The 19650-nt window shown below is 66.3% G+C and carries 19 protein-coding genes; 9 read left to right on the top strand and 10 right to left on the bottom strand.

Going from position 1 to position 19650, the window contains the following annotated elements; translation table 11 throughout:
* Position 1: 1 nt before the first annotated feature.
* The 4 genes from AC3WMR_RS14690 to AC3WMR_RS14675 all read right to left on the bottom strand — a co-directional run bounded on the left by AC3WMR_RS14690 (position 2) and on the right by AC3WMR_RS14675 (position 4014).
* Positions 2–700, bottom strand: a complete 699-nt coding sequence (locus AC3WMR_RS14690; RefSeq protein ID WP_492281572.1) for a TonB C-terminal domain-containing protein — start codon at positions 698–700, stop codon at positions 2–4.
* Positions 701–973: 273 nt separating this feature from the next.
* Positions 974–1939, bottom strand: a complete 966-nt coding sequence (locus AC3WMR_RS14685; protein WP_492264460.1) for a tripartite tricarboxylate transporter substrate-binding protein — start codon at positions 1937–1939, stop codon at positions 974–976.
* A 33-nt stretch (positions 1940–1972) separates the two neighbouring features.
* Positions 1973–2926 carry a dihydrodipicolinate synthase family protein gene (locus tag AC3WMR_RS14680; RefSeq protein WP_492264461.1) on the bottom strand — a complete coding sequence of 318 codons (954 nt, stop codon included), beginning with the start codon at positions 2924–2926 and terminating at the stop codon, positions 1973–1975.
* Positions 2927–2931: 5 nt separating this feature from the next.
* Complete coding sequence (locus AC3WMR_RS14675) at positions 2932–4014, bottom strand: D-cysteine desulfhydrase family protein (protein ID WP_492264462.1); 1083 nt, start codon at positions 4012–4014, stop codon at positions 2932–2934.
* Positions 4015–4156: 142 nt separating this feature from the next.
* On the opposite strand from AC3WMR_RS14675, the gene AC3WMR_RS14670 reads away from it, so the two are divergent.
* Both AC3WMR_RS14670 and AC3WMR_RS14665 read left to right on the top strand, forming a co-directional pair.
* Positions 4157–5074, top strand: a complete 918-nt coding sequence (locus AC3WMR_RS14670) for a LysR family transcriptional regulator (RefSeq protein WP_492264463.1) — start codon at positions 4157–4159, stop codon at positions 5072–5074.
* 5 nt (positions 5075–5079) lie between these two features.
* Positions 5080–5334 (top strand): LysR family transcriptional regulator, encoded by a 255-nt coding sequence (locus AC3WMR_RS14665; RefSeq protein ID WP_492264464.1) that lies wholly within the window; start codon positions 5080–5082, stop codon positions 5332–5334.
* A gap of 8 nt (positions 5335–5342) precedes the next feature.
* On the opposite strand, the gene AC3WMR_RS14660 is transcribed toward AC3WMR_RS14665, so the two are convergent.
* Positions 5343–6239 carry a LysR family transcriptional regulator gene (locus AC3WMR_RS14660; protein WP_492264465.1) on the bottom strand — a complete coding sequence of 299 codons (897 nt, stop codon included), beginning with the start codon at positions 6237–6239 and terminating at the stop codon, positions 5343–5345.
* A gap of 220 nt (positions 6240–6459) precedes the next feature.
* Between AC3WMR_RS14660 and AC3WMR_RS14655 the strand changes: the two genes are divergently transcribed.
* Positions 6460–7113, top strand: coding sequence for a hydrolase (locus AC3WMR_RS14655; protein WP_492264466.1), 654 nt, complete (start codon positions 6460–6462; stop codon positions 7111–7113).
* Between the two features lie 202 nt (positions 7114–7315).
* Positions 7316–8449, top strand: coding sequence for an MFS transporter (locus tag AC3WMR_RS14650; protein ID WP_492264467.1), 1134 nt, complete (start codon positions 7316–7318; stop codon positions 8447–8449).
* Positions 8450–8477: 28 nt separating this feature from the next.
* On the opposite strand, the gene AC3WMR_RS14645 is transcribed toward AC3WMR_RS14650, so the two are convergent.
* Both AC3WMR_RS14645 and AC3WMR_RS14640 read right to left on the bottom strand, forming a co-directional pair.
* Positions 8478–9368: a hypothetical protein gene (locus AC3WMR_RS14645; RefSeq protein WP_492264468.1), complete on the bottom strand. Its 891-nt coding sequence runs from the start codon at positions 9366–9368 to the stop codon at positions 8478–8480.
* Positions 9369–9422: 54 nt separating this feature from the next.
* Positions 9423–9767 (bottom strand): LGFP repeat-containing protein, encoded by a 345-nt coding sequence (locus AC3WMR_RS14640; RefSeq protein WP_492264514.1) that lies wholly within the window; start codon positions 9765–9767, stop codon positions 9423–9425.
* Positions 9768–10131: 364 nt separating this feature from the next.
* Here AC3WMR_RS14640 and AC3WMR_RS14635 point away from each other — a divergent pair, with 364 nt between their 5' ends.
* The 3 genes from AC3WMR_RS14635 (at position 10132) to AC3WMR_RS14625 (ending at position 13451) form a co-directional block, all read left to right on the top strand.
* Entirely contained in the window at positions 10132–11004 is an 873-nt protein-coding gene (locus AC3WMR_RS14635) for a hypothetical protein (RefSeq protein WP_492264469.1), read from the top strand.
* Positions 11005–11119: 115 nt separating this feature from the next.
* Complete coding sequence (locus AC3WMR_RS14630) at positions 11120–12040, top strand: LysR family transcriptional regulator (RefSeq protein WP_492264470.1); 921 nt, start codon at positions 11120–11122, stop codon at positions 12038–12040.
* An 85-nt stretch (positions 12041–12125) separates the two neighbouring features.
* Positions 12126–13451, top strand: a complete 1326-nt coding sequence (locus tag AC3WMR_RS14625; protein ID WP_492264471.1) for a chloride channel protein — start codon at positions 12126–12128, stop codon at positions 13449–13451.
* Here AC3WMR_RS14625 and AC3WMR_RS14620 read toward each other — a convergent pair.
* Together AC3WMR_RS14620 and AC3WMR_RS14615 are read right to left on the bottom strand one after the other, a co-directional pair.
* Positions 13339–14469: an alpha/beta hydrolase gene (locus AC3WMR_RS14620; RefSeq protein WP_492264472.1), complete on the bottom strand. Its 1131-nt coding sequence runs from the start codon at positions 14467–14469 to the stop codon at positions 13339–13341. The two genes, AC3WMR_RS14625 and AC3WMR_RS14620, sit on opposite strands and share 113 nt — an antisense overlap.
* A gap of 127 nt (positions 14470–14596) precedes the next feature.
* On the bottom strand, positions 14597–15493 hold the full coding sequence (locus tag AC3WMR_RS14615; protein ID WP_492264473.1) for a LysR family transcriptional regulator: 897 nt from the start codon (positions 15491–15493) through the stop codon (positions 14597–14599).
* A gap of 103 nt (positions 15494–15596) precedes the next feature.
* Between AC3WMR_RS14615 and AC3WMR_RS14610 the strand changes: the two genes are divergently transcribed.
* Together AC3WMR_RS14610 and ggt are read left to right on the top strand one after the other, a co-directional pair.
* Complete coding sequence (locus AC3WMR_RS14610) at positions 15597–17036, top strand: amidase (RefSeq protein ID WP_492264474.1); 1440 nt, start codon at positions 15597–15599, stop codon at positions 17034–17036.
* A gap of 219 nt (positions 17037–17255) precedes the next feature.
* On the top strand, positions 17256–18971 hold the full coding sequence (ggt, locus tag AC3WMR_RS14605) for a gamma-glutamyltransferase (RefSeq protein WP_492264475.1): 1716 nt from the start codon (positions 17256–17258) through the stop codon (positions 18969–18971).
* Here the strand turns inward: ggt and AC3WMR_RS14600 are convergent.
* Complete coding sequence (locus AC3WMR_RS14600) at positions 18965–19558, bottom strand: flavodoxin family protein (protein WP_492264476.1); 594 nt, start codon at positions 19556–19558, stop codon at positions 18965–18967. The genes ggt and AC3WMR_RS14600 overlap by 7 nt on opposite strands.
* Between the last annotated feature and the right edge of the window lie 92 nt (positions 19559–19650).

Genomic DNA, 19650 nt, shown 5'->3' with positions numbered 1-19650 from the left:
GTCACTGCCCCGAGCGGCGCGGCGCCGCACAGTGCGTGCCGCCGGGCAGCAACAGGATCGACACCGGCTGCGGCATCCCGGCAGGCGGCGGCGCGCCCACGTCCATGCCCTGGATGGCGCGCGTCACCGCCGCGTCCACCCGACTGCTGCCCGTCGTGTCCAAAAGGCGCATCCGGGCGACATGCCCGCCGTCGTCCAGCCGCAGTTGCAGCGCCAGGCGGTATTCCCCCGGCCGGGCGGCGGCGTTGCCGCACAGCGTGCGCAACACGGCCTTCTGCAACCGCCCGATATATCCGCTGAAATTGGCGCCGCCGGCCCGCGCGCCGGGAATGTCCTCGGCACGCAATGCGGGCCCGGCGTCCGTGGCGGCGCGCCCCGGTCCGTCGGCGGACGGCGCATAGACCACGATGGCTTCCCCGTCCGTCTGGCGAATGCGCAGCCCCGATCCCTCCAGCAGGCGGCGCAGGGCGTCCATGACCGTCAGGCGGCCCGCCAGCGCCGGTGCGCGCCGACCCGCATGGCGCTCGTCGACCAGCACCGCCACCCCCGCGACATGCCCGATGGCCTCCAGACTGTCGCCCAGGGGCTGCGCGGGCAAGGCAAAGTCATACCGCTCGCCGCGCAGGCGATCGGACAACCCCGCCGAGGCGGACGCGGCGCCGCCCGCCAGGATGGGCGTCGCCAGGCACAGGAGACACACGCCAACCAGCGCCAACACACTGAGCGGTGCCGGGGTACCTATCATCGGGCGATATGGACGTCGGGTAAGGGAACAGGGCCGGCGCACGCCCCAACGAGGCGACACCGGCCAGCAGGCTAGCCCGGCGATATGACCCGGACATGACACCGCGATGACGCAAACGGCGGACCCGGTACACCGCGCCCCGCCCTCGACGCCGCCCTTCTGCGGCAGGAAAGGCAGCCTGGCCGGCGACGGGTTCTCGTTGCAGTGATGCCGTGACGCGCCGACGCGTCAATCCGCCACGAAGCCAATGGCCTTGATGGGCGCCTCCCAGCGCTTCAGCTCGTCTTGCTGCAGCTTGACGACAGCTGCTGGCGGGGCGTACGCCGGCTTGTAGGCGAATTGCGCAATGCGCTTTTGCAGGTCCTCGGATTGGAGCGTGGCTTCAAGCGCCTTGCTGATGCGTTCGGCCTTGTCTGCCGGCAGGTTGGCAGGCCCGTAAAGCCCGATGTAGGCATCAAAGACGACATCGATGCCGGCTTCCCGAAGCGTCGGCACGTCAGGGGTGATCGCCGTTCGTTCGCTGCCCGTCGTGGCCAGGATCCGGACCTTGCCCGCCTTGGCCATCTCCAGCGCCTCAAGAATGGTGTCTATCACCAGCGATATCTGTCCCCCGACCAGGTCATTCATCGCCGGCGCGCCGCCTTTGTAGGGCACGTGGACCAGCGACACGCCCGCCGCCTTGTTCAGCATCTCGCCTACCAGGTGTCCTGGCGTCCCCGCGCCGGGCGATCCGAACGTGGCCTTTGCCGGATTCGCCTTGGCCCATGCCAGGTATTCCTTGATGCCGCCTGCCGGCGTGGCCGGGCCGGCGGACAGGCCGAGTTCGAAGGTGGCGACACGTCCCAGCGGCGTAAAGTCGCGCACCGGGTCAAACTCCAGCTTCTGGTAGATATGCGGGTAGATCGTGAACGGCGTGCTGTTCGCCAGAATCAGCGTCAGTCCATCCGCCTTCGCTCGCCTGGTTTCCCCCAAGGCGATGCGTTGACCCGCGCCCGGCTTGTTTTCAACGAGCACAGGCTGGTTCAGCGCGATGCGCAGCTGGCCGGCAACCGCCCGCGCCACGGCATCCAGCGCACCGCCTGGCGCAAAGCCGACAATCAGCCGGACCGGCGTCGAGCTTTCCTGAGCATGGACGGCATTGCCGGCCAGCAACATCACCGTGCCTACGGCTGCGAACAATTTTGAACAGCGCATGGTTATCTCCTAGGGGGTGCGACCTACGTGAAACTACAATTCCGTTCCTGGAACGGCCCTGGCCGTCGGCAGATGTTTGTAGGGGTCAAAGCCGATGGCGGACAACTGTGCCGACAATGCCTTTCCCTGGCCTGCGGTGAGCGGCAAGAGGGGCGGCCGCACGATCGACCAGTCAGGTTCAGCGCGCGCATCCGCGATCACCTGCTTCATGGCCGCGATGAGGGGATAGCCTTGAAAGACCGTGCGCACACTGCGTGCCGCGTCGTTCTCTTTTTCGCCCCCCCCACGCACGCATGCCACATACAGATCGGCCAGCGCCTGCGGATTCACATTGGCCGTGGCGCTGATGCAGCCCGCCCCGCCCGCCAGAACGGTGTCCCTGAGCAACATCTCGGTACCCGCGAACACTTCGAATCCGTCCCGAGCGAAATGCTCGATGTAGCCCCGGGTGCTTTCCCAATCGCCCGACGAATCCTTCATGCCGGCCACCTGCGTCGGATAACGGCGCAGCAGCGCTTGCACCACACCCAGGCTGATCGGCACCTGGGACATCGCAGGAAAGTGGTAGAGGTACACGCGAAGCCGATCGTCGTTGACGCGATCGATGACCCGCGAGAAGTACGCGACCAGCCCCTCGTCGCTGACGTTCTTGTAGTAGAACGGCGGCAGCATCAGCACCCCGCTGACGCCCAGGCTCAGCGCATGCCGGGTCAAACTGATCGTCTCGGGCATCGAACAACAACCCGTGCCGGGCATCATCCGATGCGGGGGTATCCCCGCTTCGACCAGCGCTTCCAGGAGGCCCTTTCGTTCTGACGACGCCAGGGAATTCGCTTCCGAATTTGTTCCAAAAACGGCCAGCCCCACGTCGCAGGCAACGAGCCCGCGGCAATGCTCGACGAAAGCCGGCGTATTGACACAAAGATCCGCCTGGAACGGCGTGACAACCGGCGCAAAAACGCCGAATTTCTTCTCTGAAAGGCGCATGGCGCTTACTCCCCTTGAATTTCCAGCAGTGGTTCATCGGTTGCGGTGCCGGGTGCGAGCGCGTCGCGGTAGGCAAACAGGGTAGGAACACCCCCTGTCATCAGGAAGACGATGTCTCCGGCATTGCGCAGGCCATTGCCACGTATCAGCGCCAGCAGTCCGGCAAAGGCCTTTCCGGAATACACCGGGTCCAGCAATAGCCCTTCGCGACGCGCCATCAGGTTCACCGCCTCGACCATGGCCGCGGTCGGCACGCCGTAGGCCGATCCCCGCTGACTGCCATCCACAAGCATGTCGGCTTGCGCAATGCCACCGCCCGTGCCCAGCAGGTCGATAGCCGCCATGGCCTTGAGCGCCGTCGTCTGTTGCACCACGTCGGCATCGCCGATCACCGCGAAAGACTGGATGGCACGGGCGGATCCCCCCATGGCCACCCATCCTGCCGCCAGGCCGGCATGGGTTCCCGAACCGCCATTGGCCAGGAAGAGCCGTGCCAATCGAAAGTCGCAGGCGGCCTGCTGCTCGACGATTTCGCGCGCCGCCGCGGCATAGCCCAGCGCGCCGATGGCGTTGGACCCGCCGGCGGGAATCACATACGGAATGCGGCCTCGTGCACGGTGAAAGTCCGCGCGCGCCTGCATCGCGGCGTTGGCGTCGGCAGACGCAGGAATCTCAATGCGCGCTGCGCCGAACAATCGGTCGAGCAGAACGTTGCCGCCCAGGCGGTGTTCTGCATTGGCGTGCCCCACCGTCGGCTTGACCACCAGCTCGCACGCCAGCCCAAGGTGCGCGCAGGCAGCCGCGGTCAGACGTGCGTGGTTCGACTGGCGTGCGCCAGTGGTGATGATCACGTCCGCGGCCATCGCTTGCGCGTCTCCCAGCAGGAACTCCAGCTTTCTCAGCTTGTTGCCGCCCCCGCCCAGCGCCATATGATCGTCGCGCTTGGCAAAGAGCCGGGTCGTCCCCAATTGATCGCGAAACGCCTGCTCCACGTTCTTCAGCCGTTGAACCGGCGTGGGGCCGGCCAGCAACGCCGCGCGCGGTCTGCGCTCCAGCGCCTGTGTCAGTTCTTCGGTGCGGTATGACATGAATAGGGACGGCCCGGAATGCAGGCGTGCCGGTCGGAACCCACACGCCCTTCAAGTTGCAATGTCGAAATTCTCGTTTCACCACCACCGGAAAGAAAGTGATTTATATTGATCATCTGACAGCCAAAAATCAGATCAATACATGGTCACCAAAGTCTCCATCGCACAACTGCAGGCCTTGGTTGCCATCGTCGAACAAGGCTCGTTCTCTGCGGCGGGCCGGCAATTGGGCATTGCCCAGTCTGCGATCTCGCGCAACATCAACGACCTTGAAAGCCGCTTGCGAACGGCCGCTTTCCAACGTCAAGGGCGTGCGGCCAGATTGACCGACGAAGGCGCGCGCGTGGCCGAGCTGAGTCGGGATGCACTGCGGCAATGGCGGGTGATCTGCGAAGAATTCGCCAAGCCGACCTTGCTGCATCGCACGCTGCGCATGGGCATCACCGAAATCGCGGCGCAGACCTGGCTGCCGCGTTTCGTGACCGCATTCCGCGCCGCGTTCCCTTGGGTGCAACTGCAACTGGAAGTCAGCGCCATGGCGTCCGAACTGGTCGAAAAGGTCCAGCGTGGACAGCTGGAGCTGATCATGGTGTCTGACGCCGGCGATCGTTCAGGCGTGACCGTCCTGCCCCTGGGGCTGATGAAGTGTGGCTGGTATTGCCGGCCTGACTTCCAGGCGCCGCGACGTGCGCTACCGCTGGATGAACTGATGCGCCTTCCGCTCGTCATGCAGGACCATGCCTCCGCGGCGGGCCGCCTGGTCCTGCAGTGGCTGGAATCGCACGCGCTACAGCCCGCAAATGCCCTCTATGCCAACAGCTTCGCGGCGCTGGGCGGCATGACCGTTGCCGGTCTGGGCATCGGCTGCCTGCCCTGCGCCGTGGCGCGCGAACTTGTCGAACGTGGGCTGGTCCGCGAAATCAAGACCTCGCCAAAGATGCCGCCGATGCGCTACGTGACCGTCTTGCGCAGCGACCAGGGCACACCCTTCCTGTCCCGTGTCGCCGAACTGGCCGCTGAGGTGTGCGACTACAACCTGCGCTACCAAGAGGCGGGCTAGAGCCTATGTTCTCAATCAAGCAACTTGAGCTTTTCGTGCACACGGCCCAACTGGGGTCCGTACAACGCGCTGCCGAACACCTGCACCTGTCAGCATCCGCTGCCGCCAAGCGATTGCGCGACCTTGAACGCAGCTCGGCCGTCCCGTTATTCGAACCCCAAGACCGTCAAAAAGCGCGCTTGACCGCGAAGGGAAGAGAAATGCTCGCGCTTTGCGAGGAATTACTCAAGACCCTTCAGGCCATCGAGAAAGGGGCCTGACCCTGCCGTCAGTCCACCCCCGTCCCCGCAAAATGCGGCGACTGGCCGAAGTGTTCGATCAACAGTTCCGTCAGCACCCGTATCTTGCGGGCGGGATGCTGGCCGGGCGGGCGGATGACGTACGCCCCGGCCGGCGGCGGCGGATACCGCGTCATGATGGGCACGAGCGCCCCGGCGGCCACATAGTCGTGGGTCAGGCAATCTGGCAGATAGGCCACCCCCAGCCCGGCCGCCGCCGCGGCAACCAGGGCCGCGCCGTTGTCGGCCTTGAAGCGCCCTTGCGGCCGCGCCACCACCACCTTGTCGCCATCCATGAACTGCCAGGTCTCGGTGCCTTGCATCAAGGCCTCGTGCGCCGGCAGTTGCGCGGGCGTTTCCGGCGCACCGTGCGCCTTGATGTAGTCGGGGCTGGCCAGCAGCTTGCCGCGGATGGGGCCGACGCGTCTGGCGACCAGGTTGGAATCCTGCAAATAACCCACCCGTATCGCGCAGTCGTAACCCTCGGCGATGAGATCCACGAAACGATCGCTGTAGCAGGTCTGCACATGCAGCCTGGGATGGCGACGCGCCAATTCCGCCACCACCGGCGCGAAATGCGTCAGGCCGAAAGACACCGGCACGGCGACGCGCAAGCGGCCCCGTAGTTCGCCGGCCGGCACGATCGCTTCCCGGGCCATATCGATTTCGGCGCAGGCCTTGGCCGCATGGTCGCGAAACAGCGCGCCGGCCTCGGTCAGCGCGGCCCCGCGCGTCGTGCGCGCCAGCAACTGCACGCCCAATTCCGCTTCCAGCCGCAGCAGCCGACGGCTGACGATCGACTTGGATACGCCCAGCCGCAGCGCGGCGGGGGACACGCCCCCCGCATCGGCGACTTCGATGAAGGTCTGGAGTTCTTCGATATCCATGTGGCGCAGCTCCCCGTTGTGCGACGCGTTTCGCCGCAGGATAGCACTGCGCCATGCATATCGAATCCGCAAACATCGCGGCGCCGCGGCGCACGGTCCACGTGTGCCTGGAAGCGTTCCTGATCGCGCGACACAGCTTGCCTTCGAACGCAACTACCGCGCCCCCCTCGACAAAAACATAATGCTGATTCCACCCATCTTAGCCACTCAAGGATCAACAATGACCTTTCGCAACGGCCTCGATTCACTGCTACGCCCCGAAGATTCGGTACTCGTCCTGATCGACCACCAGCCCTACCAGCTGACCAACCTGAACAGCCACGACCCTCAAATGGTGGTCAACCATTCGACCGCGCTGGCCAAGGCCGCCAAGGCCTTTGGCGTGCCCACGATCCTGACCAGCGTGATCGCTGCACGCGGCGGCCGCATCTTCCCGCAGATCACCGACGTGTTTCCCGATCAAGAGGTCATCGACCGCACCTTCATCAACACGTGGGAAGACAAGAAGGTCGTCGACGCCGTCAAGGCCACGGGCCGCAAGCAGCTGATCATCGCGGGCCTGTGGACCGAGATCTGCGTGGCCATGCCGGCGATCCAGGCGGCGGGCGAAGGCTGGGACGTGACGGTGGTCACCGATGCGTCCGGCGGCGTGTCGGTGGAAGCGCACGAAGTCGCCCTGCAACGCATGGCGGCGGCGGGCGTGAACCTCATGACGTGGCTGGCCGTGGCCGCCGAGTGGCAACGAGACTGGGCGCGCGTGGACACCGCCGCCGCGCTGACCGACGTGCTCGTTCAGCACGCCGCGGGCAGCGGCATCGCGTATCTGTGGGAACAGCAATTGCTCAATACGCCGGTGTCCGACACCGCGGGCTGATCGCACGGGCGATGACGTGGCCGCGTCGGTGTCGATGTTGCACGATGCGGCGCCTCATCCTCTGGCGCCGACATGACGGATAACGTCTTGCAACGAATCAGGCGACGCAGGTGTTGCCGGGCGTGAAGCGACCGCGATAAGGTGAAGGCCCCTCACCTGGCCCCGCTTCCGGACGGGGCTTGCCCACATTACGGACACCCGCATGAGCCCGAGCCGCTCCCTGGGCGCAACCGGCTTCGCCCTCATCGCCGTCTGCTACGGCTTTGCCCGCTTTGCCTTCGGCCTGTTCCTGCCGCGCATCGGCGCGGACATGCCCTTGTCGTCGACGCTGGTCGGGTTGATATCCGGCGGCGCGTTTCTGACGTATTGCGTGGCCGTCATCCTGTCCGCATGGCTGACCGAACGCGTCGGGGCCCGGTATGTGGCCTTGGCCGCCGCGCTGATTGCCGCAGCGGGCATGGCGGGCATCGCCCTGTCGTCCTCGCCCGCGTGGCTGGCCGGCGCGGTGATGCTGGCCGGCTCCAGCACAGGACTGGTCTCGCCGCCCTTGGCCGCCGCCGTGACCGCGGCGGTCCCGCCCGATCGGCAGAGCGCCACCAACACCCTCATCAACGCCGGCACCGGCGCGGGGGTGGCGTTGTCCGGCCCCGTCGCATTGATGCTGGGCGATCAGTGGCGCTACGCGTTCACGGGCTTTGCCCTCACCGCGATCGGCCTGGCCTTCGCCGTAGCGTTGATCCTGCCACGAGGCTCACCCGCAACCACCCCATCCGCGCCGGGCCTGCCGGCACTGGACGACACGCTGCGCCGCCTGATCCTGGCGGCATTCCTGGCGGGCGCGGCCAGCACCGCCATCTGGTCCTTTGGCGGGCGGCTGGTTGCGCTGCGGCTCAACTGGGGCAGCACGGGCGCGGGCTTGCTCTGGACCGCCATCGGTGCGGCCGGCATCGCGGGCGCCAGCGCCGGCCACCTCATCGCGCGATTCGGCAGCAACCGGGTGCACCGGGCCGCGCTTGCGGCGATGGCGGCCAGCATCCTGCTGATCGGCATCGACGGCACCTCGGCCGCCCTGACGCTGGCCGGCGGCCTGCTGTTCGGCGCCGCCTACATCACGCTCACGGGCATCTACCTGCTATGGGGCGTGTCGGCCCTGCCCGACCGGCCCGCCACCGGCGTGACCCTTGCCTTCCTGGCGCTGGCCATCGGCCAGACCGCCGGCGCGCCGGGCTTCGGGTGGCTGATGGACCGGCTGACGGCAGACCACGCCGCGATCCTCTTTGCCTGCCTGGGGCTGATGGCCGGGTTTGTGCGCGCCAGCGGCCCGCACCCCCGATAGGTCGGCGGACAGCACGCCGCCAGGCGTATCAACCCGCAGCCCCCCGCCGCGCGCCGGGCACGTTGTCGCACGTGGTGGTCGAGTGCAACAGCCCGCCATAGATGCCGGCGCCCGGCAGGTTGACCGGTCCGGTATCCAGATTGAAAGGCATCGTCTGGCTCGGCCCCGACTTGCCCTGGTATCGCAGCGTGACGGGCGAGGCCGACAGCAGGAAGGGCGGCGTCAACGTCACCGAAACAATACCGAACCCGAAGAAGTCGGTCACGCGCGTGGGCGTCGGCGTGCTGAACGCGGTGGGGCCGCCGTATATCGACGGCGAGACCGGAATCGGCCCCGGCACGGCCAGCCCCGCCACCGTGCCGACATAACGCGCAGCCAGGTCGTTGGCCACGTCGTGCATGTCGAACAGATACACACCGCCTTCCATCACCTCGCCCCCTGTCAGGCCGCCCAGCATCTGCAACGTGAACGACTGACTGTATGGGCATTGATCCATCGGCAGGCAAGAACCTGTCGGCCGCGGCCGCGGACGCGGGTCGATCGGTATCTGATGGGGCAGTCGCGGGCGGTCTTGTAGCGAGGCAACGTCCTGGTCCAGGCTGGCGATGGTCTTGCGTCCCACGATGTTGTCGACCTGGTTGGCGTAGTTCAGGATCTGGCGTGCCTGCTTGTAGCGCGCCACGGCGTTGGCAAACGCGGCGTCGTAGCTGCCGTTGACCGTCACGGCGCCGATGCCCAGTTCCGGCAGCCGGTCGGCAATCGTGCTCAGGGCAGTCTGCACCCGCCGGATGTGTTCTCCCTGCTGCCCGATGGCGAAATGGCTGGCCACTTCGTTGGGCACGCCGTTCGCACAGTTTTCCAGGCGCTGGAACGTGGCCGGGTCGGCCTGGGTGAACAATCGAGACGTCAGTGTGCTCATGGATAGGCTCCTCAAGTGGGCCGAAGTCCTGCTTGAATGACGGCGACGCCGCTGTCAGCGCGGGCGCAGCGCATTGCGCGCAACGAGCTGGTGGATCGCGATGCGTCCTGGGTTCTTCAGGACGTCCTGCATCTTCACCGCCTTGTCCTGCAGATCGAGTTTCACCAGAAGCCGGCTGGGCGGCCGTTGATCGGACACCTTGCCCGATTGCTGGTCCCACCACAGTTGTCCGCGCTCGAAGATGCTGATCCGGTCCAGCCCATCGGCCAGCATGCCTTCGATAGTGGCCTCGTCCGTACGGGGGTAGCCGAGCGGGCCTTCGCAATGGCCTCGCTTGAGGTATTCCTGGAATATCGCGCCGTACACCACGTGCGCGCCCAGGTCCGGGTGCCAGAACAGGCCCCCCCGTGGGCCCGTTCGACCCCACGAACAGCTTGTAGCGGCCGCCTCGCGGCCCGCGGTCGTAGTTGGCCAGGGGCGTCTTCAGATTGGCCTCGGCTACCCAGGGGGCTGCCCGTGCATCATGTTCGAGAATGTCCCGCCACTTCACCTGCAGCGGATCACCCGCATCTTCCTTGCGCCTGGGCAGATCGATCCTCACGGGCTGCGTGCCCTCCAGCGAGCAGCGGGACAGATCCCGCGAGCACTCCCCCGCCCGAGCGGCCAGCTTGGGTAGCAACGCGTCCACGTCACGGTACGCCGCTTTGAGCGCCTCGATGTCTGGCGTCTCGAACTGCTCGGGATAACGCAGGATGAAATCCAGGTGCGACCGCAACGCGATGCCCTCGACGATGCGCTTGCCGCATTCCTTGATCGTGTCGTCACGCACCGCGCGCTCGGCCCAGCTGGGGCCGGCCGGCATGGGCAGGTAGCGGAATTCCTTGAGCGTGCCCTTGAAATCCACCGGATGATCCCTGACCGCCTGGTTGAAGGTTCGGTACAGCTCTTTCAGTTCCTGCATGTTGGTCGGATTCTCCTGGCCCGACCCGCCCGCCATGACCACGCGAATCTGCATCGACGATCGCTTCTTGGCCTCTTCGATGGTGTTCTGGAACGCGATGTTGATGTCGCCGCCAGCCATGAAATTGCCTATCGACATATCCAGCGATGTCTTCAGCGCCGAGCGGCTGGTGTCGTCGAAGGTCTCGAACACGAACACGCCGTAGAAGTCGCCGCCGCTGTGGACCTCGTCGATGAAATAGTCGCCGTAGGTCAGGCGAAAGTCTTCGGGGTCATTGCGATAGGCCTGGGCGGCGGCAGGCGTCAACCGTGCGCCCGACATATGGCGGGGCGCATTGCGCACACTCGCCGAAAACAGGATGTAGAGCGAATAATGATTCACCGAATGCTGCTGCGCCAACGAGAACTTGGCGTTGGCCTCGCCCACCGGCAGGTAATGCACGCTGGCGGCGACCGACAGATTCATCGATTCCATCAACGCCTCTTGCGATTCGATGATGCGCACATCCGACGTGACGAACTGCCCGCCCTGGCCATCACTGCCCTGCACGACCGCCTCGAAATCGATGGCCGTGGCGCGGGCCTCTTCGGTCAGGCCATCCACCCCGATACCAAAACGCATGCCTTCGGTCAGGTTGATCACTTTCATGACGTCCTCCTGGGCGCGCTGGCCTGAGGGTTGCGGCCGCGCCTGATAGCGATAGAATCAGATTGCCTTCGCAGCCATTATTGCCAAGGCCGCTTCCCGTGGACATCCCTGCCGGTGGTATTTCAGAATTACGCATTCTGCAATGACGGACATTCAACAGCTGCGGGTCGTGGTGGCAGTGGCCGATGCCGGCGGGTTCGCGCAGGCGGCCCGGCAATTGGCGATTTCCGCGCCGGCCGTCACACGCACCATCGCCGCCCTGGAACGCCAACTGGGTGTTCGCCTGATTGAACGCACCACCCGCAAAGTTCGCCTGACCGAAGCCGGCATCCGCTTCACCGAAGACGCCCGCCGCATCCTGGCCCTGATCGGCCAGGCCGAAATGACGGCCCGCACCGCGCAGGCGCTGCCCGAAGGCGAAATCTCCATCACCGCCCCCGTCTCGTTCGGCCGACTGCATGTCGCCCCCCTGCTGCTCGACTACCTCGCGGCCTACCCGACCATGCGCGTGCGGGCGGTGTTCACCTATCAGGTGCTCAACCTGGTTGCCGACGAGATCGACGTGGCGGTGCGCATCGGCCACCTGTCCGACTCCGGCCTGACTGCCGTTCACGTCGGCGCGCTGCGGCACGTGGTGGTGGCCTCGCCGGACTATCTGGCCAGGCATGGCGAGCCCCGCAGCCTCAACGACCTGGCGGCGCACCGCGCCGTGGCCATGGCGTACGACGTGCGCATGGCCCAATGGCTGTTCCCGGCCCCCAACGGCTCACGCAGATACCAACCGCCCCAACCGGACATTCGATTGACCGTGAATTCGCAGGAAGTGGCGATCGAAGCCGCGCTGGCCGGCCATGGCCTCATCCGCGCCCTGTCCTACCAGGTGCAGGACCTGCTTGCGCAGGGACGGCTGCAAGCCATTCTGACCGACTACGAACCCGCACTGGTGCCCGTGCATCTGGTCTATGTCGGCGGCGGCAAGGCCCCCGCCCGGGTGAAGTCCTTCATCGAGTTCGCGGCGCCGCGATTGCGCAAGTGTCCCGCCCTGAAGCAACGCGGCTCTTAACGATTCGTTGACGCCGCCTGGCCTACCGTCCATCATCAACCGCCCCTGGCGCCCTCATCCGCCACCGACAGGAACCGCTCCTGGCATGAAACACACGCCTGCCGACGATCAGACCGCTCGTACACGCCTGCTGCTCGCCATCCTGCTGACCGGCGTGTCCGCCGGCCTGGGCGGCATGCTGCTGGGCATGTTGCTGCACGCCGTGCAGCACCTGGCCTACGGCTACAGCCTGGATCGCATCGTCGGCCCCGAGACCTTCCTGCAAGGCGTGCAAGGCGCCAGCGACCGTCGGCGCCTGGCCGTCCTGATGCTGTGCGGTCTGGTGGCCGGCTTGGGCTGGTGGCTGATCTACCGGTTCGGCAGGCCGCTCATCAGCGTGACGCAGGCCGTGCAGGACCCGGCCGCGCGCATGCCGGCCAAGACCACCTTGGCGCATGCCCTCTTGCAGATCATCACGGTGGGGCTGGGCTCGCCGCTGGGCCGCGAAGTCGCGCCCCGAGAAGTCGGCGCGCTGGCGGCAAGCGGCGTGTCGACATGGCTGCGCCTGCCGGCCGACCAACACCGCCTGATCGTGGCGTGCGGCGCGGGCGCAGGCCTGGCCGCCGTCTACAACGTGCCGCTGGGCGCGGCGCTGTTCGTGCTGGAAGTGTTGCTGGGTACGTTTGCGTGGCCCGCCGCCGCCGTCGCGTTGGTGACCTGCTGCATCGGCGCCGTCATCGCGTGGATCGGCCTGGGCAACGAAATCCAGTACGCGGTGCCGTCGATGACCGCCGGCGCCAGCCTGATCGTCTGGGCCGTCTTGGCGGGTCCCCTCTTCGGCGTGGCGGCTCATGGTTTCGTGCAGTTGACCTCAGCCGCCCGGCGCCAGGCCGCGCGCGGATGGCAGTTGCCTGTCGCGGCGTTCGTCAACTTCACCCTGATCGGCGTCCTGGCGATCTTTCTGCCGGCCCTGCTGGGCAACGGCAAGGGTCCGGCGCAACTGGGCTTCAGCAGCGAACTGACGCTGGGCATGGCCGCCCTGCTGCTCGTCCTGAAAGTGGCCATCACCAGCGGTTCGCTGCGCGCGGGCGCCTCCGGCGGCCTGCTCACCCCAGGCATCGCCATCGGCGCCTTGCTGGCGGTCGTACTGGGCGCGGCCTGGAACCTGATCTGGCCCGACGCGCCGCCAGGCGCCTACGCCGTGGTGGGCGCGGCGGCGTTCCTGGCGGCGTCCATGCGCATGCCGCTGACCGCCATCGTCCTGATCCTGGAATTCACACGGGTCGATCAGGCTTTCCTGGTGCCGATCATCCTGGCGGTCACCGGCTCGGCGGCGACACAGCGTTGGTGCGCGGCCCGGGCCGCCCCAGCACCGGACAACTCGCCGGCACGGGACGATCAAACAGCACGGCCATCCCGCACACCGACGTGAACATCCCCAGGTTGTTGTGGCCCACCCCAGGCACTTGCACGACGCGCTGATTCAGCCCCGCGGGATGCCGGCTCTTCAGGTAGTCGAAATAGGCAAGACCGCGTTCCAGCCGGTTGGGGCCTTGCGCCATGCCGCCGCATGAACGATCGATGAAGTGGGTATAGGGATCGGTGTCCGCCTGGCCCAACAGGTATTCCACACGCCGACTGGCGTAGCGGGCCTCGACCTGGTCGGCGTTCTGCGACGCCACGTAGGGTGGCCCGCCCTCAAGCTGGTACTTCCACTTCGTCGCGGCGGGACACGTGCCGGCGGGCGCAGGGTTGGGCCGCTGGTCGCTGAAATACAGATAGCTGGAAGGGTTCGCCACCACGAAGCGCACGGGCACGCCCTTGCGCGCCAGCAACGTGCCGCCCTGGCCCACCACGGCATAACGTTGAACGATCTGCGCGCCCGCCGAATGCCCCATCACGACGACATTGCGCAAGGCAGGATAAAGGCGCTTGTCCGCAAAGTGATCCAGCAAGGCATCCATCGCCTCGAATGAACTGATTGGCGCCGGCCCGATGGCAGGCTCGCCGCTTTTCCAGCCCTCTTGCGTCCACATCAAGGTCTGCGGCGACATCGAGAATTGCTTGACGTCCGGCGCGGTCAGAAACTGCGGCGCCACCACCATCACGCTGCCGTCCGGCTTGCCGGCCCCCGACAGGATTTTCTTGCCAGTGTCGAAGTAAGTATCCGCATTGCGCAGCGTGCCGTGGATCACGATCAGCACGGTCGAGACCTTCGGGGCCGGGGCCGCGATGTCCAGCGACGCATACAGCGGAAGATCTCCCACGCCAGCCGCCCCCGTCACTGCAAGCGCCTGATCCGCGACCCGCTTCACCGGCGCATCCAGCTTGGACACTTTCGCTGGCGGGGGACTGGCGGCTTCGCGGGTGGCGCAACCGTTCGCGGCCAACAGCAACGGCCCGCACAGCACTCCCCATTTGATGTACGAAAAGAATCTTCCTGTTCTCATTGCCTCGCTCCAGATCGCACCGTGAAATCGATGCGCTCATTACTGTAGGCGGATATGCCTGTCGGGAACATTAAGCGTTGCACGCTCGAAATTCCCAAGGCCACACCGCTGCGCCTGCCGCAGCGGCCTACTGCCGGATAGCTTCTCGCAGGTAGTCGATGAAGGCTTTGAGCTTCGGTGACGGCAAGCGCTCGCGCGGGGTGACGGCGTGGAATTCCTGGACGGGTCCTTGCCATTGGGCAAGCACCCGCACCAGCCGCCCTTCGGCCACATCGGCCGCCATGCTGGCGTCCATCGCCAAGGTCAGTCCTTCACCGGCCAGCACGGCATCGCGCAGCAGCGCCGGATCGGACGCGACCACCACCGGGTTCACCAGATAACCGCGCAGCCGGCCGCTACCCTGGCGCAGGGGCCAGACATGCCCCACGTCCTGCTGTCCCTGATGCAGGGACAGCACCTTGTGATCGCCCAGATCATCAGGGCTTTCAGGGCAGCCGTGCTGCTCAAGGTAGGCCGGGCTGGCGTAGATGCCTGTAGGGAAACCGCCCAGGCGGCGTGCCACCAGCGAGGAATCCGGCAGCGCGCCCAATCGCAGGGCCACGTCCAGTTCTTCCTTGATCAGGTCCAGCGTCTCGTGTGAGGCCAGCAACTCAAGCCGGATGTCCGGGTAACGGGCTCTGAAGCCCGCAATCAATGGCGCAAACCAGCTGACGCCGAACGAGTACGGCAAGGTCACGCGCAGCCACCCCCGGGGCCCGTCACGCAGCTGCTGGACGGCGGACTCGGCCGCTTCCAGTGTTTCGGCCACCTGCTTGCACTTCTCGAAATACACGGCGCCCGCCTCGGTCAGGCTCAGGCGCCGCGTGGAGCGGCGCAGCAGCTGCGCACCGATAAAGCGTTCCAGCGCCATGACGCGTCGGCTAACGGTGGTCTTGGGCATCTGCAGCGCGTGGGCCGCGGCAGTGAAGCTGCCGGCCTGTACCACGCGCACAAACACCAGCGTGTCGTTCATATCGCGGTTCATCGCCAGATTGTCCCATGAACGGCTCAATCCTTGCCACTTAAACGGGCTAATAAAACTGGCCATCAGCCGCTATCTTTCCCCTACCCCTACTCTGGAGCACGCCATGAATTTGAACGAATACAGCGCCCACGACGGTGTGGGCCTCGCGCAGTTGCTTGCCAGCGGCGACGTCAGCGCCGCCGAGCTGGCCGCCTTGGCAGCCTCGGCCATCGACACGGTGAATCCGCGCCTGAATGCGGTCATCGAACACTGGCAGCCAGACGTTGCCCCCCCCCCGGCGACCGGACCGCTGGCGGGGGTGCCCTTTCTCATCAAGGATCTGGCCGTCTCGTACGCGGGGCGGCGCAGCGAGCTGGGTAGCCGGTTGGCCGCCGGCCTGGTCGCCCCGGCAGACTCGTACTTGATGGGCCGATTCAAGGCCGCTGGCTTGCAGACCATCGGCCGCACCACCACTCCCGAAATGGCCTTCAGCACCGAAACCGAATCGGCGCTGGTGGGGCCGACTCGCAATCCCTGGAATCCGCTGCTCAGCGCCGGGGGGTCGAGCGGCGGCGCGGGCGCCGCCGTCGCGGCAGGCATCGTGCCCCTCGCACATGCCACCGACGCAGCCGGTTCCATCCGCGTGCCCGCCGCGTTCAATGGACTGTTCGGACTGAAGCCCACACGCGGGCGCAGCTCGAACGGCCCCGGCCTGGACGAAGTGTTCGCCGGTTTCGGCGTGCAGCTGGGCCTGAGCCGCACGGTGCGCGACAGCGCCGCCCTGCTGGACGCCATACAGGGCCAATCACCTGGCGATCCCTACTACACACCGGCACCCGCCGAGCGTTTTCTGGCGCAGGTCGGCCGCGACCCGGGGCGCTTGAGAATCGGCCTGCTGCGCACGCCCTGGAATGCCGGCGCGGTAGATGCCGAGATCGCGCAAGCCACGCAGCTTGCGGCCTTGCACCTGCAAGCGCAGGGCCATCAGATCGAAGAAGCGTCCTTCGACCTGGGCGTGTCCTGGGAAGCCTTCGTGCATGCCAACGCGCAGATCTGGTGCGCCACCCTGGTGCGCTGGATCGACGGCCTGGCGTCGGCCACCGGCCGCCGCATCGATGCCAGCACCTTGGAGCCTTCGACGCTGGCCTGCTACGCCTACGGTCTACAGGCACGCGCATCCGACTTCGCCGGCGCCCTGGAAGTGCGCAACAGCGTGGCCCGGACGGTGGCCAGCTGGTTCGAGCGTGTCGATGTGCTGATGACGCCGACCCTGCCCCAATTGCCCCAGCCGCTGGGCACGTACAGCGCCGGCGCGGCGCAAATGAATGGCCTGGAATGGACCTCGCGCGTCTTTCAGCACTCGCCGTTCACCCCGCTATTCAACGTCGCCGGCACGCCCGCCATGTCCGTCCCCATGGCAACCGCCGCCAGCAACGGCCTGCCCATCGGCATGCAGTTCGCAGCCGCCTTTGCCCGCGAGGACGTGCTGCTGCGCCTGGCCGGACAATTGGAGCAAACGATGCCTTGGCATGCGCGTCGTCCGACGGTGTGGGCGGGCGCCTGACCTGCCGCCTTGTGTTGGCCTGACACCTTGATGATTGCCACGGGCCACACCGCGCTGCCAGGTAGCCGGCCCCCAGCCGCTTTTGCGCCGCAGCATGCCGCCATGGAATGACGTCGGGATTTTTTTTCGCTTGTGGCCCGCCCGGCAGGCTTCCAGAATGGGTGTGCGGAGCGTCCCTCGCCGGACGCGCCGACACCCATAATAATCAGGAGACATTGCATGCACGGCCCGACCCGTAGTCCGCTGTTCGCGTCCATTGCCAGCGCTGGCGCGCTGTTCCTTGCCGTACCCGCACAGGCGGTATCGCCACCCCCTGCCCAAGGAGAAAATGGCATGGTGGTCAGCGCCCACAAGCTGGCCAGCCAGGTCGGCGTGGATGTACTGAAACAAGGCGGCAACGCCGTGGATGCCGCCGTAGCCGTGGGCTATGCGCTGGCCGTCACCCTGCCCCAGGCCGGCAACCTCGGCGGCGGCGGCTTCCTGGTCATACGCATGGCCGATGGCCGCGAGACCATGGTCGATTTCCGCGAAGCCGCGCCGCTGGCCGCCAGCGCCGACATGTACCTGGACAAGGACGGCAACGTCCGCAAGGAAGCGGTGTCGCGGTCCTGGCTGGGGGCCGCCGTGCCCGGCACCGTCGCCGGGCTGGAATATGCGCGCGAACACTTCGGCAGCCTGCCCAGCAAATCGCTGGTGATGCCCGCCGTGGCGCTGGCGCGCGATGGCTATGTGCTGACCCAGTGGGACGACGTCGTCGCGCACGCCGATCTGCTGACCACGTTCGCCAAGACGGATACCTACGCCAAGAAGTATTTCATGAACGGAGACCGCCCCTACCGCGCCGGCGAACGCTTCCGCCAGCCCGCGCTGGCCAAGACCCTGCAAACCATTGCGGACCAAGGGCCGCAGTCGTTCTACGGCGGCTGGATCGCCGACGAAACCGTGCGCGCCAGCAAGGCGGGCGGCGGCATCTTTTCCGCGCAAGACTTCTCGCAATACAAGGCCTTGGTCTACAAGCCCATTCACTGCAACTACCGGGGCTATGCCCTGGTTTCGGCCGCCCCGCCCAGTTCAGGCGGCATCTCGCTGTGCGAGAGCCTGAACGTGCTTGAGAACGTGTCGCTCAAGGACATGGGCTTGCGGTCGGCGGCCAGCACGCATCTCTATATCGAAACCTTGCGCCGCGCCTTCGCCGATCGCAACGTCGAACTCGGCGATCCGCGATTCGTCCAGAATCCGGTCGACAACCTGATTTCCAAGTCCTATGCAAAACAGGTCCTGGCCAGTATCGACCCGGCCCGCGCCACCCCTTCGTCCGACATCAAGGGCGGCGTGCCGGTCAAGGAAGGCAACCACACCACGCATTACTCCATCGTCGACAAGGCCGGCAACGCGGTCTCTGTCACCTACTCGCTGGGCCTGCGTTTCGGCACGGGCAAAGTCGCGGGAGACGCCGGCTTCTTCCTGAACGACACCATGGAAGGCTTCACGGCCAAGGTGGGCGCGCCCAATGTGTTCGGCCTGATTCAAGGCAAGGCCAACGCCATTGCACCGGGCAAGCGTTCGCTCAGTTCCATGACGCCCACGGTCGTGCTCAAGGACGGCAAGGTATTCATGGTGACCGGCAGCCCCGGCGGCCCGCGCATCATCACCACCACCTTGCAGACCATCCTCAACGTCATCGACTACGGCATGGACGTGCAGGCCGCCGTCGACGCCCCGCGCATCCATCACCAGTGGCTGCCGGACACGGCCTACCTGGAAGCCGGCGCCTTGTCGCCCGACACCCAGGCCATGCTCGAAAAGATGGGCCACCGCTTCACGACGGAAGAAAACTGGAGCGTCGCCGACGCCATCGTGGTGGACGAAAAACGCGGACTGATCTTCGGCGGCCACGACAACCGGGCCCCTGCCGGCGGGGCGCTGGGTTATTGATTTGCCCGGCCGCGAGCCATCTGCAGCGCCACCTGTGCCACGCGTTGCCCCAGATGGCTCGCCGTTTCCAGGTCGGATTCCGGCGGCGCCGTGTCCGCGGTCTGGTCCACGTTGGATTGCGCGCCGGCACCCAGCCAGAATCCCAGGCGATTCAAGTCACGCTCGGACCCGGTCGCCGAGTTGTTGGCCGGGGGCAAGGCCATGTTGATCCAGTGCATGCCATGCTGGGCGGCAAACAAGGCAAGCTGAATCAGCGTGGCAAGCTTGTCGCCCGCGTGCGCGCCGGAGTTCGTGAACCCGGCGGCCAGCTTGTTCTGCCAGGCGGCGCCCTTGGACAGCACGGCGGGCGAAGTGGCTTCCTGAAAGGCCTTGAACGCCGCGGAAACGCTGGCCATATAGGTGGGCGTTCCAAAGATGAGGCCGTCCACCCGTGCCAGGTCATCCCAACGGCCCTGGGCTTGTTCCGTGGTCAGCAGCAGCGCATGCGCGCCTTCGACCCGTTCCACACCGGCCCGCACGGCGTGCGCCTGCCTGGCTGTGTGGCCGTAGGTGCTGTGATAGATGACTGCGATCAGGACGTTCGACATGCATTGCTCCGTAAACAATTCCCGCCTGACGTTTTTGCAGGACGAGCTTGGCCACGAGGGCCGACAGCCAGCCCCCGAAAAGAAAAAAAACG

It is taken from the genome of Achromobacter sp. FW305-C-28, from assembly GCF_058783235.1.
The sequence above is the reverse complement of the archived record's forward strand: the minus strand, read 5'-3'. Positions and strand labels throughout refer to the sequence as shown.

Excerpts from the sequence above, each read along its gene's own strand:
- AC3WMR_RS14685 (WP_492264460.1), bottom strand. The coding sequence starts at position 1,939 with ATGCGCTGTTCAAAATTGTTCGCAGCCGTAGGCACGGTGATGTTGCTG.
- AC3WMR_RS14680 (WP_492264461.1), bottom strand. The coding sequence starts at position 2,926 with ATGCGCCTTTCAGAGAAGAAATTCGGCGTTTTTGCGCCGGTTGTCACG.
- AC3WMR_RS14675 (WP_492264462.1), bottom strand. The coding sequence starts at position 4,014 with ATGTCATACCGCACCGAAGAACTGACACAGGCGCTGGAGCGCAGACCG.
- AC3WMR_RS14670 (WP_492264463.1), top strand. The coding sequence starts at position 4,157 with ATGGTCACCAAAGTCTCCATCGCACAACTGCAGGCCTTGGTTGCCATC.
- AC3WMR_RS14665 (WP_492264464.1), top strand. The coding sequence starts at position 5,080 with ATGTTCTCAATCAAGCAACTTGAGCTTTTCGTGCACACGGCCCAACTG.
- AC3WMR_RS14660 (WP_492264465.1), bottom strand. The coding sequence starts at position 6,239 with ATGGATATCGAAGAACTCCAGACCTTCATCGAAGTCGCCGATGCGGGG.
- AC3WMR_RS14655 (WP_492264466.1), top strand. The coding sequence starts at position 6,460 with ATGACCTTTCGCAACGGCCTCGATTCACTGCTACGCCCCGAAGATTCG.
- AC3WMR_RS14650 (WP_492264467.1), top strand. The coding sequence starts at position 7,316 with ATGAGCCCGAGCCGCTCCCTGGGCGCAACCGGCTTCGCCCTCATCGCC.
- AC3WMR_RS14645 (WP_492264468.1), bottom strand. The coding sequence starts at position 9,368 with ATGAGCACACTGACGTCTCGATTGTTCACCCAGGCCGACCCGGCCACG.
- AC3WMR_RS14630 (WP_492264470.1), top strand. The coding sequence starts at position 11,120 with ATGACGGACATTCAACAGCTGCGGGTCGTGGTGGCAGTGGCCGATGCC.
- AC3WMR_RS14625 (WP_492264471.1), top strand. The coding sequence starts at position 12,126 with ATGAAACACACGCCTGCCGACGATCAGACCGCTCGTACACGCCTGCTG.
- AC3WMR_RS14620 (WP_492264472.1), bottom strand. The coding sequence starts at position 14,469 with ATGAGAACAGGAAGATTCTTTTCGTACATCAAATGGGGAGTGCTGTGC.
- AC3WMR_RS14615 (WP_492264473.1), bottom strand. The coding sequence starts at position 15,493 with ATGAACCGCGATATGAACGACACGCTGGTGTTTGTGCGCGTGGTACAG.
- AC3WMR_RS14610 (WP_492264474.1), top strand. The coding sequence starts at position 15,597 with ATGAATTTGAACGAATACAGCGCCCACGACGGTGTGGGCCTCGCGCAG.
- ggt (WP_492264475.1), top strand. The coding sequence starts at position 17,256 with ATGCACGGCCCGACCCGTAGTCCGCTGTTCGCGTCCATTGCCAGCGCT.
- AC3WMR_RS14600 (WP_492264476.1), bottom strand. The coding sequence starts at position 19,558 with ATGTCGAACGTCCTGATCGCAGTCATCTATCACAGCACCTACGGCCAC.